This is a genomic window from Candidatus Manganitrophaceae bacterium, assembly GCA_016200325.1.
Lineage (GTDB): Bacteria > Nitrospirota > Nitrospiria > SBBL01 > Manganitrophaceae > Manganitrophus.
Map to the genome: position 1 here is coordinate 31,577 of JACQEZ010000006.1, position 16,146 is coordinate 47,722.

Annotated in this window: 8 protein-coding genes; all 8 read left to right on the plus strand. The window is 50.9% G+C overall.

Annotated features, from left to right (window positions below; all coding sequences use genetic code 11):
- Positions 1–543: 543 nt before the first annotated feature.
- The 8 genes from HY282_04170 (at position 544) to HY282_04205 (ending at position 16,130) form a co-directional block, all read left to right on the plus strand.
- Positions 544–5,562 (plus strand): HAMP domain-containing protein, encoded by a 5,019-nt coding sequence (locus HY282_04170; protein ID MBI3802937.1) that lies wholly within the window; start codon positions 544–546, stop codon positions 5,560–5,562.
- A gap of 24 nt (positions 5,563–5,586) precedes the next feature.
- Positions 5,587–7,188, plus strand: a complete 1,602-nt coding sequence (locus HY282_04175) for a response regulator (GenBank protein MBI3802938.1) — start codon at positions 5,587–5,589, stop codon at positions 7,186–7,188.
- A 551-nt stretch (positions 7,189–7,739) separates the two neighbouring features.
- Entirely contained in the window at positions 7,740–8,417 is a 678-nt protein-coding gene (locus tag HY282_04180; GenBank protein ID MBI3802939.1) for a VPLPA-CTERM sorting domain-containing protein, read from the plus strand.
- A 427-nt stretch (positions 8,418–8,844) separates the two neighbouring features.
- The gene (locus tag HY282_04185; GenBank protein ID MBI3802940.1) at positions 8,845–10,716 is read left to right on the plus strand and encodes a family 10 glycosylhydrolase; all 1,872 of its coding nucleotides are present in this window, start codon (positions 8,845–8,847) and stop codon (positions 10,714–10,716) included.
- A gap of 104 nt (positions 10,717–10,820) precedes the next feature.
- Entirely contained in the window at positions 10,821–12,167 is a 1,347-nt protein-coding gene (locus HY282_04190) for a hypothetical protein (protein MBI3802941.1), read from the plus strand.
- Positions 12,161–13,321, plus strand: a complete 1,161-nt coding sequence (locus HY282_04195) for a glycosyltransferase family 4 protein (protein MBI3802942.1) — start codon at positions 12,161–12,163, stop codon at positions 13,319–13,321. Before HY282_04190 ends, HY282_04195 begins: the two co-directional genes overlap by 7 nt.
- A complete protein-coding gene (locus HY282_04200; GenBank protein ID MBI3802943.1) occupies positions 13,312–14,805 on the plus strand; it encodes an oligosaccharide flippase family protein in 1,494 nt (497 codons plus the stop codon). Before HY282_04195 ends, HY282_04200 begins: the two co-directional genes overlap by 10 nt.
- 200 nt (positions 14,806–15,005) lie before the next feature.
- Positions 15,006–16,130, plus strand: coding sequence for a family 10 glycosylhydrolase (locus HY282_04205; protein ID MBI3802944.1), 1,125 nt, complete (start codon positions 15,006–15,008; stop codon positions 16,128–16,130).
- Positions 16,131–16,146: the final 16 nt, after the last annotated feature.

Genomic DNA, 16,146 nt, shown 5'->3' on the forward strand with positions numbered 1-16,146 from the left:
AGAGGGGTTCAAGGACCAGGGGAAACGTTGATGCGCGGGCATCGTCCTTTTGCTCATGCTACCTGAAGTGGCTTGGCGCTTCAAGGGGGAGCGGGGAGGTGGGTCACTCCCTCCTCAGCGACCAGGGGCTTGCAATGTTTCGCTTGAATTTTATATAATTATTCACCCTTGCGTTTCTCCCTGTTCCCTCTCGTTTTTCTGATTATTCCGAAATAAACCTTGCTTCTTAAAAATCGTTTTTTTTATAATGCTATTATTCGCGTTTTTTATTTTTAACGTCCACATACTCACCTCTAAACCCAGGGGGACAACGTGATCATCAGTGACTCCGAGATCAAAAAAGCAGGCAAACTTTCGCTGAAGCAAAAGGGGAAGAACGGCAAGATCGCTCCCCCCAAAATCGCTTCCCCAAAGAGCGGCGCGCTCAAGAATGGGAACGTCAGGAGCGGCGGCGCAAAGAATGGGAACGGCTCCAGCGAGGAGACCCTACTGCTTCTTCTCCAGGCACTGAAGGCGGTCAAGGAGGGTAATTTTACCGTCCGGATGCCGATCATCCCGAACGGCGTCTTGGGAGAGATCGCCGATGCGTTCAACGACGTGGTCGAATTAAGCGAGCAGCGGGCCGACGAGTTCGTTCGGGTCAGCCGTGAGGTGGGACGAGAAGGGCGGATGACGGAGCGGGCGTCGACCGGCGGTGCGCGGGGGATGTGGGCGGCCACCGTCGAATCGATCAACGCGTTGATCGAAGACCTGGCCCGGCCGACCACGGAGGTCGCCCGCGTCATCAGCGCGGTGGCCCAAGGCGATCTGTCGCAAAAGATGGCGTTGGAAATCGAAGGCCGGCCGGTCAAAGGAGAGTTCCTCCGGATCGGTACGACGGTGAATACGATGGTCGATCAGCTCAGCTCCTTCGCCTCCGAGGTGACGCGTGTTGCGAAGGAGGTGGGGACCGAAGGAAAGCTCGGCGGCCAGGCGCAGGTGAGAGGGGTCGCCGGAACTTGGAAGGATTTGACCGATAACGTGAACCAGCTCGCGGGGAACCTCACCTCTCAGGTGCGTAATATCGCGAAAGTCACCACCGCGGTGGCAAAAGGAGATCTCTCGCAGAAGATCGAAGTCGACGCGCGCGGCGAGATCTTGGAGCTGAAGAATACGATCAACATCATGGTCGATCAGCTCAACTCCTTCGCCGCCGAGGTGACCCGGGTTGCGAAAGAGGTGGGGACCGAAGGGAAACTCGGCGGCCAGGCGCAGGTGAAAGGGGTTTCCGGAACTTGGAAAGATTTGACCGATAACGTGAACCAGCTCGCGGGGAACCTCACCTCTCAGGTGCGTAATATCGCCAAGGTGACGACGGCCGTTGCAAAAGGGGATCTCTCGCAAAAAATTACCGTCGATGCGAGAGGCGAAATCCTCGAACTCAAAGAGACGATCAATACGATGGTGGACCAGCTCCGATCGTTCGCTTCGGAGGTGACGCGTGTGGCGAAAGAGGTGGGGACCGAGGGGAAACTGGGCGGCCAGGCTGATGTGAAGGGGGTCTCCGGAACCTGGAAGGATCTCACCGACAATGTGAACCTCCTCGCCGGAAACTTGACCTCTCAGGTGAGAAATATCGCCAAGGTGACGACGGCCGTGGCGAAGGGCGACCTCTCCCAGAAGATCGAAGTCGATGCCAAGGGGGAGATCTTAGAGCTAAAGAACACGATCAACATCATGGTGGACCAGCTCAACTCCTTCGCCGCGGAGGTCACTCGTGTGGCGAAGGAAGTGGGGACCGAGGGAAAGCTCGGCGGCCAAGCCGAGGTGAAAGGGATCTCCGGAACGTGGAAAGACCTCACCGATAATGTGAACCTGCTGGCGGGAAACCTCACCTCTCAGGTGAGAAACATCGCAAAAGTCACCACCGCGGTGGCGAAAGGAGACTTGTCCCAGAAGATCGAAGTCGATGCGAAGGGGGAGATCTTAGAGCTGAAGAACACGATCAACATCATGGTCGATCAGCTCAACTCGTTTGCCGCCGAGGTGACGCGGGTGGCGAAAGAGGTGGGTACCGAGGGAAAGCTCGGCGGCCAAGCCGAGGTGAAGGGGATCTCCGGAACCTGGAAGGATTTGACCGACAATGTGAACCAGCTCGCGGGAAACCTCACCTCTCAGGTGAGAAACATCGCGAAGGTGACCACGGCCGTTGCGAAAGGGGATCTCTCGCAGAAAATTACGGTCGATGCCCGCGGCGAAATCCTCGAGTTGAAAAATACGATCAACATCATGGTGGACCAGCTCAACTCGTTTGCAGCCGAGGTGACGCGGGTTGCGAAAGAGGTGGGGACCGAGGGAAAACTCGGCGGCCAGGCCGAGGTGAAGGGGGTCTCCGGAACCTGGAAAGACCTCACCGACAATGTGAACCAGCTGGCAGGAAACCTCACCTCTCAGGTGCGTAATATCGCGAAGGTGACGACGGCCGTGGCGAAGGGCGATTTGTCGCAGAAGATTACCGTCGAAGCGAAAGGGGAGATCTTAGAGCTGAAGAACACAATCAACATCATGGTCGACCAGCTCAACTCGTTTGCCGCCGAGGTGACGCGGGTGGCGAAAGAGGTGGGTACCGAGGGAAAGCTCGGCGGCCAAGCCGAGGTGAAGGGGGTCTCCGGGACTTGGAAAGACCTCACCGACAATGTGAATCTCCTCGCGGGGAACTTAACCTCTCAGGTGAGAAACATCGCGAAGGTGACGACGGCCGTTGCAAAGGGGGACTTGTCGCAGAAAATTACCGTCGAAGCGAAGGGGGAGATCTTCGAGCTGAAGAACACGATCAACATCATGGTCGATCAGCTCAACTCCTTTGCCGCCGAGGTGACGCGGGTTGCGAAAGAGGTGGGGACCGAGGGAAAACTCGGCGGCCAGGCCGAGGTGAAGGGGGTCTCCGGTACCTGGAAGGATTTGACCGACAACGTGAACCAGCTGGCAGGAAACCTCACCTCTCAGGTGCGTAATATCGCGAAGGTGACGACGGCGGTGGCGAAGGGCGACCTCTCGCAGAAGATCACTGTCGAAGCGAAGGGGGAGATCTTAGAGCTAAAGAACACGATCAACATCATGGTCGATCAGCTCAACTCGTTTGCAGCCGAGGTGACGCGGGTGGCGAAAGAGGTGGGGACTGAAGGAAAGCTCGGCGGCCAAGCCGAGGTGAAAGGGGTCTCCGGTACCTGGAAAGATCTCACCGACAATGTGAATCTGATGGCGAGCAACCTGACGACCCAGGTGCGCGGGATCGTGAAGGTCGTGACCGCCGTCGCGAACGGAGACCTGAATAAAAAGTTGGTCGTCGACGCGAAGGGAGAGATCGCCGCGCTCGCCGAAACGATCAACAGCATGACCGACACCCTGAGGATCTTCGCCGACCAGGTGACGACGGTGGCGAGAGAGGTCGGTATCGAAGGGAAGCTCGGCGGACAGGCGAAGGTGCCGGGGGCCGCCGGTATCTGGAAGGATCTGACCGACAACGTGAACCAGCTCGCCGGTAACCTCACCACCCAGGTGCGGGCGATCGCGGAGGTGGCGACCGCCGTGACGAAGGGGGATCTGACCCGGTCGATTACGGTCGAAGCGCAGGGAGAGGTCTCGGTCCTGAAGAACAACATCAATCAGATGATCGCGAACCTCAAAGACACCACGCAGAAGAATACCGAGCAGGACTGGTTGAAAACGAACCTCGCGAAATTCTCCGGCATGATGCAGGGGCAGAAAGACCTGAAGGCGATCTCCCGGTTGATCATGTCGGAGCTGACGCCGCTCGTCTCGGCGCACCACGGCACCTTCTTTATCACGGAGGTGCAGGACAACCAGCCGGTCTTCAAGCTCGTCAGCAGTTATGCCTTTAAGGAGCGGAAAAACCTCGCCCAGCAGTTCCACTTGGGAGAAGGGTTGATCGGGCAGTGCGCGCTGGAGAAGAAGAGCATCCTCCTCACGCAGGTTCCGCCCGATTACATCGTCATCAACTCGGGGCTCGGCCAGGCGCCGCCGCTCAGCATTATCGTCCTCCCGGTCCTCTTCGAAGGGGAGGTCAAGGCGGTCATCGAGCTCGCCTCGTTCCAGCCGTTCAGCCCGATCCACCTCATCTTCTTGGAACAGCTGATGGAGAGCATCGGCGTCGTCTTGAACATGATCTCTGCGAGCATGCGGACGGAAGAGCTCCTCAAGCAGCTGCAGAAGTCGAACGCGGAACTCGAAGCCCAGGCGAAAGAGCTCGAAGAGAAAGCGAGCCTCCTCGAGATCAAGAACCGGGAGGTCGAGCTCGCCTCGGTCTCCTTGGAGGAGAAAGCGGAGCAGCTCTCTTTGATTTCCAAATACAAATCGGAGTTCTTGGCCAACATGTCCCACGAGCTCCGGACGCCGTTGAACAGCCTGCTCGTCTTGGCAAGATTGCTCTCCGAGAACAAAGACACGACCCTCACCCCGAAACAGGTCGAATATGCGCAGACGATCTATACCTCCGGCTGCGATCTCTTGAACCTGATCAACGAAATCTTGGATCTCTCCAAGGTCGAGTCGGGGAAGATGCGGGTGGCGACGAGCCGGGTGCTGCTGAAAGATGTTCAGGAATATGTGGAGCGAACCTTCAGCGAGGTCGCCCAGCAGAAGGGGCTCAACTTCGGAATCAACATGGAAGAGGAGCTTCCAAAGACGATCCAGACCGACGAGCAGCGGCTGCAGCAGATCCTCAAGAACCTTCTCTCCAACGCTTTCAAGTTTACCGACCAGGGGAATGTAACGCTCCGGGTCGGTCCGGCCGATGAAAATGTCTCGTTCGAGCGGGAGATGCTGAATCAGTCGAACCGGGTGATCGCCTTCTCCGTCACCGACACCGGAATCGGCATTCCAAAGAAAAAGCAAAAGTTAATCTTCGAAGCGTTCCAGCAGGCCGATGGAACCACCAGCCGCCGATACGGCGGGACCGGCCTGGGATTGACGATCAGCCGGGAGATCGCCCGGCTCCTCGGCGGAGAGATCCATGTCGACAGCACCCCGGGACGGGGAAGCACCTTCACCCTTTATCTGCCGGAGCAGTATCAAGGCCCGGAGGGCGATCTCGGCGAGCAGACCTTGGTCGAAGAGCAGCGGCTCTTGGAGTACAGCAACGCCGGCTCTCAGGAAAGCGGATTGGACGGCGGGCGGATCTTGATCATCGACGACGACGTCCGGAATATCTTCGCCGTGACCAGCCTGCTCGAAAGCCACGGGATGGAGGTCCTCCACGCGGAAAATGGAAAAGAAGGAATCGAGCTGCTGAAAGAGAAAAAAGGGATCGATCTCGTCTTGATGGACATCATGATGCCGGAGATGGATGGATACGAGACGACCCGGGTGATCCGCAAAATGGCCCCCTATCGGGCGCTGCCGATCATTGCGCTCACCGCGAAGGCGATGAAAGGAGATCGGGAGAAGGGAATCGAGGCCGGCGTATCGGACTATATCACCAAGCCGGTCGACAATGATCGCCTCCTCTCGCTTCTCCGGATCTGGTTGAACCGGAAAAGTGAAGGGAAGTCGAAGCAGAAATAAAAGGGCGAGGCGGTAGACCGCTCCATGCAAAAAATTAAAATCTTATTGGTGGACGACCACTGGGAGAATCTCATCGCGCTCCAGGCGCTTTTGGACTCTCCCCTCTATGAGCTGGTCTCCGTCCTCTCGGGGAGAGAGGCGCTGAAGAAGCTTCTCATCGAGGAGGATTTCGCCCTCATTCTCCTCGATGTTTGTATGCCCGATCTCGATGGTCTGGAGACCGCCGCATTGATCAAGAAGCGGCCGAAGGTCCGGGAGATCCCGATTATCTTCCTCACCGCCATCAATAAAGAAGATCGCTTTGTCTTCGAAGGGTACGCCATCGGCGCGGTCGATTACCTCTTTAAACCGTTCGAGCCGATGATCTTGCGGTCGAAGGTGGCGGTCTTCACCGAGCTCTATCGGAGTCGAGAACAGATCCGGCGTCAGACCGAGCTCCTTCGGCAGATCGAGCGGCGGGAGCATGAACGACATCTCCTCGAACAGGAGCTGGCCCTCCGGGAACGTTACAAAAACCTGGCCGACGCCATTCCCCAGATTGTCTGGTTCGCCGACAAGAACGGCGAAATGGAGGCGTGCAATGTCCGGTGGTTCGACTACACCGGCCTCTCCGAGGAAGAGAGCGTCGGGGACAGGTGGAATCGGGCGGTCCACTCCGGCGATCTCAGCGAGACCGCCCACCGATGGGCGGAGGCGATTCGAACCGGACGGGCCTTCGAGACGGAATGTCGTCTTCGAGGAATCGAAGGGGGATACCGCTGGCATCTCGTCCGCGGCATCCCGGAGCGGAATCGGGACGGGGAGATCGTCGCCTGGCTCGGCACCTTCACCGACATTGAAGACCAGAAGCGAAATGAAGAAGCGCTGAAGCAGAAGACGCTGGAGGCGGAGGAAGCCAATCGGACCAAGTCGGAGTTTCTCTCCAACGTCTCTCACGAGCTCCGCACCCCGCTCAACGCCATCATCGGCTACGGCAGCCTCCTGTTGGAAGGGGCTTACGGCGATGTTACGGAAGAGGCCAAGGGACCGTTGGAAGGGGTCCAGCGTAACGCCACCGACCTGCTGTCATTGATCAACCATCTGCTCGACCTCTCCAAAATCGAATCGGGCGAGATGCCGGTGCATGTCGATACGGTCGATCTCAAATCCCTTTTGGCGGAGGTCGTCCACGATGCAAACGCACTGATCAAAGGCCGTCCGGTTGAAATGGGTTGTCATATTCCGGAAGACCTTTCGCCGATCGAGAGCGACGCCTCCAAAATCAGACAGATCATATTAAATCTCCTTTCCAATGCCGTGAAGTTTACCGAGCGGGGGAGCGTCACCCTGACCGCTTGCCATCTCGAACAAGGGATTCGGATCTCGGTCAAAGATACCGGGGTCGGCATGAAGGCCGAAGATATCCCGCGCATTTTCGAGCGATTCCAGCAGCTCGACGGCTCGCTGACCCGAAAGGCGGGAGGGACCGGGCTGGGGCTGACGATTGTGAAAAACCTCATCACCCTCCTTCAAGGCCGAATCGAAGTCGAGAGCACCGCCGGGGTTGGATCGACCTTCACCGTTTTTCTCCCGAAGAGCCTCTCTTTTCCCCTTTCCCCCAGCCAGGCCTCCCAGCTGTCCGCGTAGATTTACCTTCTTTATTTATCTCAACTCCTTCTAGAGATTATCCCGCTAACATCACCAAACCGTTATATAAATTCTAAAAATATGGAAAAGGAATATCCCTCCCGAAGACAAAATGGATTGGAATGCGGTGCGCATTCAAGCCTTCCGTCTCTATTGCTCTCTCCCTTTTCTAGAATGTGAATATAAAATCAAGTTCCGATAATACACTACGGTAATAGTACGTAAATATTTTGTTAACGGCCTGTTAAAAAGGTACCGACTGTCACATTTTCAAAAGTCGAAATTCTCTTTTGATAATCCCGACATTGACAATTCTCTCAATGTGTATTTTTTTCCAAGATTCTTAAAATTAGTTATCAAAATAACCTTGCGCTAAAACAGGATCGATGGTATTAATCATCGGTGGCAGTTGAAAGAGTCACTAAATGTAAGTTACTGCTACACGGTATTCGCATCATCTGGCTTCAAGCGCAAGAACGCGCGAACACACTATATGCCTCATTCCGGGAAATTAATTTTCGGGATGGGTTTCAGGAGGAGGGAAGTTCAAGATGAAGAAACTGATAGTCGTACTGGCTCTATTGTTGGGAACGATTGCGGGAGGACAGAGCGCCGCGAATGCGGACGAGTTGACCTTTCCACTCGATCAGCTCATCAGCCCCATTTCCATTCCCAATATCCCCCCCCAGGCTGTGGTCACCATGGCCGATGACGGAAACAAGGTCCGATTTGATATTACCAATATCTCGTCGGGCAAGCTTCAGTCACTTTTTTTCAATTTCAGTGGCGATCCCCTCGGCCATGACCCGCGTGATTTAAGGTTCAGCGACGTCATGGTCGAAGGTTCCGCGCTGGGTTCAGACGCATTCAGAACACGTCTGGCTCCGACCGACACGGCAAGAAGAGGAAATCTTTTTGTCGAAGGTGGGGGCTTTTTCGACGGAAAGCTTGTTCTGAACCGAGACTTTCTTCTCGGAAGCGGGGATACTCTCTCTTTTGATCTGGGTATCAATGGAGTGAATCTTTCTCCCAACGACTTCAACGTCAAGTCTCTGGCGGATGGATCGGGAGGGCCGACCTTTACGTTGGCTTCTCGGATCATTGGCCTAAGCGGAGGGTCCGTTTGGGTCGGTGGGTTAACACCGGTTCCACTTCCAGCCTCTTTTCTTCTCTTTGGATCGAGCCTGATCGGCTTGGCTGCCATTGCCCGAAGGAAATTGGCCGCATAACCATGCTGTTGAGAGCATCCAGACAGACTTGGATGCTCTCAACAGAGATGGGCCATCTTCTAGACAGTCATCTTTAGCGATTCAAACATTAAGTCGTGAATAAACAAAAGTTGCTGTAGAATAGCTGCGAGTCTGGTCGTTCTAAGAAGAATGATGATGCGGAGCGCAGAGATATTCAGGAGGCTGGTTTTTAGGCAATTCATGTTAATATAATCGATACAATTTTTCTCGGTGAGCAAGTTCCTCTCTTTTCCCTCTATGTAAATCTGGTGTCTTGTTGATCCTCTAACTGAAACAACTGGCATGCTCACTGAAAGTAAACCTATAAAGCGTGCGGGCAGTAGAAGATACTTCCATATCGTTAAAGAGTGATAAAAAAGCAGTAACAATTCTATTATCGTTTGATGTTTTATCAATGAGGTAATCCGTGCATGGACGCATGTATCCAATTATTTTTAGCTTAAGCATGATAATGGCAGTTGGTATCCTTGGTTATTCAAAAGAGGGTTTTCCCGGTCTCACTGAAGGGGAAGATGTCATCCTATCTGAGCATTTTGATCCGATTCAAAATCGGCAAGCTGCCGGCGCTCAAGGAAGCGGTTTAGAACTTCATGATGCCATGTTTACTCCCAGCGACAAAGGAGGACAGGCGTTACAACTCGATGCAGGGACTTACGCGACAATAAACCCTTCCAAAAGGATCAGTGCTAAGGCGGGAACCATTTCATTCTGGACCAAGCCGATTTGGGGAGAAGATAAGGGATCGCATACTTTTCTCACAATGCCCTGGGCGGATGGCAAAAAAAGTTATATGGCGATTTCATTCGGATGGTGGGAACCACAGGGACTACAACGCCTCTATTTTATTGTAAGCAACCAAGAAGGTATGCATTGTGCCGTACCATATAAGATTGATCCAGATGCCTGGATTATGATTACGGCCGTCTGGAAAAGTGGCAATGATGGCTATTGTAAGCTTTTTATAAACGGCACAAAAATCGTAGAACAAACGAAGTCCTTCTCGGGAGAATACACCAACGCTGGACCAATCTATTTAGGCTCTGATAGGGGTGCGACCGATCAGCGGGGACGGAGTGCGGTTGCACTTTTTGACGACCTTACTATCCTTGGTCGGCCGCTTTCTACGGAAGAGGTCATAAAGTCATATAAAAATGACGAAAAAAACCTGCAAACAGCCTCTGGGGGCAAATGGAAATGGCTTGAACAGGGAATCTCTATTCCCTTGGAACAAAAGAGAAATGGCCAAGGAAAACTTTTGGAGAGCCGAGTCATTTTTGATGAAGATATGCACTGGGCATTTTCCAAAAAAGCAGCCGACGACATCTTAACAAAGGTAAAGGCAGCCGGGTTCAATGTTTACATCCCTTGTGTCTGGCATGGAAACGGTACCTACTATCCGACATCTTTAGCACCCATGGATCCCAAGCTGGCATCGATCATTCCTGGTGGATATGATCCGTTAGCCTACCTCATTCAGAAGGCCCATAGTATGGGGATTGAAATACATCCCTGGTTTACGGTTGCACTAAGGCAGGGAACCCTCCTCCCGAAATTCTATGAAGAAGGAGTTCCGCAAGATGCTTATGATGTACACAAACCAGAATTTAGAAAGTTTATTACGGATCTGATGCTTGATCTTGTACAGCGCTATGACGCCGACGGAATCAACCTAGATTATATTCGAACGGTCGGCATTTGTACCTCGGATGATTGTCAGAAGGATTATCTTGAAAAAACGGGTAATAACTTTAAATTAGATTATGCGCTAAGAGGAGTCTTAGGCCCTGCCAGAGATCGTATCGAGAGGTGGCAGGATGATGCGGTCACGGACATCGTCCAAAGTTTTGTAACCAACGCAAGAAAAATGAAACCCAAATTAATTATTAGTGTTGACGGCCATCCAAAACCTCCCGATGAAAAGAGAGCTCTCGAGGGAAGAGATGAACTGAGGTGGGCCAATGAAGGTTTAATTGATGTAATCTTTGATATGGATTACAAGGAAAGGATAGATTTTGAAACGGTTGACCGGTTGCGAAAAGCTTTAAAGCAGCCTGAGAAGGTAATCGTTATGTTTGGGAACTATGATAAGCCTGACGAAAAATCGAGTGTAATACCGAGGCCAGGGGCATTGGTTGCCAAGTATGCCGCCTTTGCCCAGCACAAGTGGCCTAATAATGGCGTAGGGCTCTACATCTATAGCATGTTAAATGATGAGCAGGTAATTGCTTTAAAGAAAGGTCCCTTCGCGGAAGATGCGCTTCCGCGCTGGAGAGGTTAAAAGTGTAAGGACTTTATTCAGATGTCCTGATCTTAGATCAGATCGTTTCCGGAATTGGAAGTTTTATTTTTATTAGAGGCGGCACGGGACAAGGACAGACCATAGTGGATTCTCTTTTTCTTCTATATCTTTCTTTAATATTTTTTATAGGTCTCGCCATTATTTTTATCTCGCGGGCGGGATTGATCCTTCTGATATTATTGCCTGCGTCACAAATGCTAGGGTTCCTCGATCCTATGTCGATTGCAATCAAGGGCACATTTGATATTCATGCTTTGCTTGCGTTGATCTTAGCAGGTTCAATTTTATTTTCAATTCATCGTCTCGGAGATCTGCGACGAGCTCGACTCTTTACTCCGATGTTAATCTTGGCAGCCTTCTGGCTATTTGGCGTGATTTATCCTGTGTTACAAGGTTATTCTTCGCTATTTTATTCGTTGAAGGCTTCAAAAGAGTTTCTGATGATTTTTGCATATTTTGGTGTTTTTTTGTTTTTGCGAACAGAGAAAGATGTGAAGTGGGGTTGGTCTCTTTTATTGGCTCTGGGATTCTACTATGCCCTTCTTGAGATCATCGCACAAATTCTTGGATTGTCACTGTTAAATCACCTGGCATTTGCCTATAGAAAAGAGGCATTTATATTTTGGAAAGTCTATCTGCAATTTTGGCCGGTGATTTTAATAGCGCTCCTCCACAGCTATTACGAATCCGTTTATGGTCTCGGAGGAGCTTACCTGCGTACCGCGGTCGGGTTTATCGGGTTGCTGCTCACTTTTTTCCGTTCTTACTTACTAGCGACTGTATCAGTTATTCCTTGTATGCTTTTACTTTCGAAACAGGGGTTGGACAAAACCTTTTGGAAGAGCTTTGCCCTGGTAGGCACGGCCGGCGCTGCTCTTCTGACTGTTGGGATCACTATGGGAAATGGACTTGATAAGATAGAGGGTATCTCAGACGAATTCGTTTTCTCCGGTGTTACTGAACTCGCCACTAATTCAGGTGGTGCCTTGGTCGGCAGAGAAGTTTTTGCAAGGCCGCGAAGAAAGATCATTGATAAAAGCCCATATCTGGGATATGGATTTATCGATAAGGAGTCAAAATACGGTTTAGCTGTTAAAAAGCAGGTTATAGGTGAAACGTTAGGATTTGTAGATAAAGGCGATGTAGATGTCGAAGTAAAATTCGGCTATTTGGGGGGTGCCCTTCTCTATGGGACCTTCATTTACCTTGTAGTCATCCTGTTGGGCCTTGCACGGCGGGGTTTGAATCCTCAATTTTCTGTTCGATGTCTCACAATGGCATCTACACTAGTCATCTTTCTTTTAGTACAGCCCGTACATGCGCCATTGAGCTATAGTTTTGCTTTACTGCCGCTCTGTATCGCATTGGGTCTTATCGAAAGAGAGCAGTCCCTAATTATCGTCAGTAATAAGAGGACGCTCTCATGGTGACGATGCTTCATATTCTTGAAACTCTCTCTGATTTTGGTGGTACACCGAGGAAATTACTCTATCTGACAAAGTACGCCAATCGGAATCAATGCAAATTCATTTTTCTTCTCTTCAGATCGTCTTCCTTGGACAAAGACTTCGAATCGCTGGAGAAGGAATTCACACAACATGGCGCGACGATTCTGAAATTTAATACCACTTCCTTTTTAAAACTGGCTTGGAAAATACGATTGGAAGCAATGAGACTTGAAGCCGATGTGATCTGTACCCACTATACCCGCGCTCTTGTAGCGGGGTATCTGGCGTCAAAGAGTCTAGGCCTCCCGCTGATCCACCATGAGCATAGCAGCGCTCATTATCGTAAAGGGATCGGGCGAGTGCTGGGAGGATTTTGCCTTCCCAGAGCGGAGGCCACCATTTGTAACTCGAAATACACGATGAATACGATTCAAACAGGATATCCGGGCGCTACAGGAAAATTACATGTCGTCTACAATCCGGTGGAAGAGCGTCTTGTTGGCGTGGAGCGAAGGGCATTTAGAGATCAGGTGGGGGCAAGATCAAGTGACATTTTAATCGGTCATGTCGGGGGAATGATTCCACAGCGGGACCAAAAAACATTGATCAAGGCCTTCCGTGAAATCCATTCTGAATTTACAAACACAAAATTAGTGTTGATTGGGGACGGGCCGGTCCAATCCGAGTTGAAATCCCTCGTTCAAAGTTTAGGACTAACAACAGATGTGATTTTTACCGGCTACACCCGCGATGTGGGAGAATATTTGAATGCGATTGATATCTATGTCAATCCGACCCTCGATGAAGGATTTGGAATCGCCGTCGTAGAAGCGATGTTAGCAAAGCTGCCTGTGATCTTATCCGATCAGGGGGCACACCCCGAATTAGTTTTAGAGGGGCAGAATGGATTTCTCTATCCCGGAGGGGACGCGGAGTCTCTGGCAAAAAAGGTCAAATTGCTTATTGAAAATCCTGACCAGAGAAAAAACATCGGAATAAAAGCATATGAAAGTGCAAAAACATCTTTCGCCCCATCCATCTTTGCCTCAAACTACCTTCATATAGTAGAAAGCATTTTAAAAAATTCTAAATCATCCAACCGTCCTATCCAACAGCGTGGCGCTCAATGGAGCTGACCGTACTCAAGAGAAAATTAGCCTGGGGCTCTGCCGCCGGCTTGTTCAGGGTTGGGCTGGCCATTCCGATCTATATTCTCTTAACGCCCTTTATTCTGAAGAAACTCGGCCCGGAATTGTTTGGCGTCTGGTCGCTCAACACAATTATTATCAGCTTCCTCAACCTGACAGATTTTGGTTTCAAAAACAGCCTCGTCTATTATGTCGCGAAGGAACATGAAAAACCGGCGGAGATCAATAAGCATTTTAATGCCGTATTCTGGACTTACTTTGTAATCACCCTGTTGGCATTCACGACCGTCCTCATTCTCAGGACGGTTATCGTTAGAGACTTATTGAGAATCCCGGAACACTTTCACGACGAAGCTGTCTTTGTATTGCTGATGACCATGGGTAGTTTCGGCGTCCGGTTTTTGGCCGCTCCTTACCAAGCTGTCATCGAAGGGCATCAAGAAATTTATTACTCTCATCTGATCTCATTGTTGTGGCTTCTGGTCTATTCGATAGGATCTGTTCTGGCGCTGTTGCTAAGCCCCGATGTTTATGCGCTTGGAGCAGTTATTCTCGCTGCCAATGTGGTCGTATATATCGGGTTCTATGGGTATGTCCGCCGACGGTATCCGTTTATTAAAGTTAGCCTAAAACAGATCGAGCGGGAAAAACTCAAAAGCATTTTAAAATATGGGGTCGGCATCCAAATCGCCACGCTGGTAATCGCACTCCGAGAGCCGATGTATAAAATCTTGATCGCCAGGAGTTACGGCCTCGCAAATGTAGCGACCTTCGAAATCGTCTATAAGCTCTGCACCCAACTGATCTCCGTCGTCGTCTCTCCTCTTCTCGGGGTGTCGGCCACCTCAGCCATGCTCTCTGACCGTAAGCAGGATTTAGAGAAGGTGTTAAGACCCTTCTTCGGGTATGCCCTTTCTATATTAATCCCGTCCGCTCTTTTTTTTGAATCGTTTTCGCGGGAGTTAATCAATCTCTGGCTGGGGTCTAATCTGCTGAACGCGGCCGAAATGCTCTCGATCATTTTTGTTGCGTTCGCCGTCTATTATGTTACTGAGACCTTGTATAAAGCGATAGAAGGCTCCGGCCTCTCTTCTTACAGCGGAGCAATCCAGATCACGACTGTCATTGTTCATATCGGTGTTTTTGCATTGCTGGCCTCTTACCCGTTCTGGTCTGTTCCGATATCGATTCTCATAGGCTTTCTGGTTTTTAGTCTCAGCAACTTTTTTGTGTTTAGGTGGCGCTTTAGGGATATTACGCTCATACGACCCACTCAGATTCTTTGGGTGTTAATACCGGGCTGCTTATACATTTTATTTCAAGTGATAGCGACAAAAGAGACCTGGCCTTTTATCTTTTCGGCATACCTGATTGCCCATCTATTCTGCGTGAGGAACGCTAAGATCTTTGATTGGATCGGGATGATCAAACAATTTTTTTCTTTGAAGATGAGACAAAGGGTGCCGTCTTGATCGAAGCGTCGTGCAATTTTTTATTTTTTAGGCTGCCTATTTCTTTATATGTTTGGAGCGATTCATGATTTCCCCCCTTCCCTCTGCTTTCGGTTAAGACGAAGCAGGTGGGCTGCAGATCATTTATATGATCTGAGGAGATGTAACAATGAAAAATAAATCTCTTAGATTAATCGCTCCAACTTTGTAAGGGAGGTGGCATGTTCAACAAAAAATTTTCACGGAGACAATTCATCCAAATGTCGACTCTGGTCGCGGCCGGCTCGTTCTGCCGGCCACTCATGTCGATGGCGCAGACCCTACCGACATTGGAAAGTCGCGCCATATTTGACGAGGGGTTGAATTGGGTCACAAATGCGTCTGCCGTGAGACTTTTGGATCGGATCAAGAAGGCAGGTTTCAATGTCTTCATGCCGTGTGTCTGGCATGGGATGGGAACTACTTGGCCCTCCAGTCTGGCCCCTTGGACCACTCAGACACCCCGCATCGCAGGGTTCGATCCATTGGACAACCTTATCAAGCTGGCAGACGGTTATGATATAGAAATTCATCCGTGGTTCACCGTAACCCTACGGCAGAGAGAGTTTCTACAACAGTATTATGAAAGCGGGAGCCCGGAAAATGCATTTGATGTACACAATGATAATTTTCGTGCTTTTATCTCCGCCCTAATTACTGAAGTCGCATTAAGATATCCGGTTCAGGGAATCAATCTGGACTTTATGACGACCATGGGTATTTGTAGGGGAGCTGCTTGTATCGATCAGTATACGGCCGATACCGGACGAAAGCTTTTAGCTGATTGGAATCTTAGAAAACTGCCCGGTTACGGTGCGCAATACCTTATTGCTTGGCAAAAAGAGGCAACGACCGACATCCTGCGCCGTGTGTCTACAAAAATCCGGGGATTAAAGAAAAATATTCTTATTAGCATAAATGCGACTCCCGGTGTTTATGACCTGACTTTCCAGGGCGATGACAGTATTAATTGGGTCGATCAGGGATTATCAGATGTACTCTATTGCATGGATTATCAACCCGATCCCGATACTGCAAAAATTCGAACCTGGCAGGCGGGGATGAAACGGCCCCAGGCGGTCGCATTACTCGGTGGGAATTTCGATGTGACCTCGACCGGGGTCGTTGTGGCAAGAGATGCTGCGAGGGTGGCTCAAATTATCTCCGAAGCTCGTACGATCGGCTCAGGAGACGGAGTAGCTCTCTACATTTACAGCCGATTAAGCGATGCGCAGATTCAAACACTCTCAACCGGCGTCTTTAAAACGCCTGCGGTGCCGCATTGGACACGCGCGACCGTATCTTAGTTCGTCTATACAAATC

Excerpts from the sequence above, each read along its gene's own strand:
- HY282_04180 (MBI3802939.1), top strand. The coding sequence starts at position 7,740 with ATGAAGAAACTGATAGTCGTACTGGCTCTATTGTTGGGAACGATTGCG.
- HY282_04175 (MBI3802938.1), top strand. The coding sequence starts at position 5,587 with ATGCAAAAAATTAAAATCTTATTGGTGGACGACCACTGGGAGAATCTC.
- HY282_04170 (MBI3802937.1), top strand. The coding sequence starts at position 544 with ATGCCGATCATCCCGAACGGCGTCTTGGGAGAGATCGCCGATGCGTTC.
- HY282_04195 (MBI3802942.1), top strand. The coding sequence starts at position 12,161 with ATGGTGACGATGCTTCATATTCTTGAAACTCTCTCTGATTTTGGTGGT.
- HY282_04205 (MBI3802944.1), top strand. The coding sequence starts at position 15,006 with ATGTTCAACAAAAAATTTTCACGGAGACAATTCATCCAAATGTCGACT.
- HY282_04200 (MBI3802943.1), top strand. The coding sequence starts at position 13,312 with ATGGAGCTGACCGTACTCAAGAGAAAATTAGCCTGGGGCTCTGCCGCC.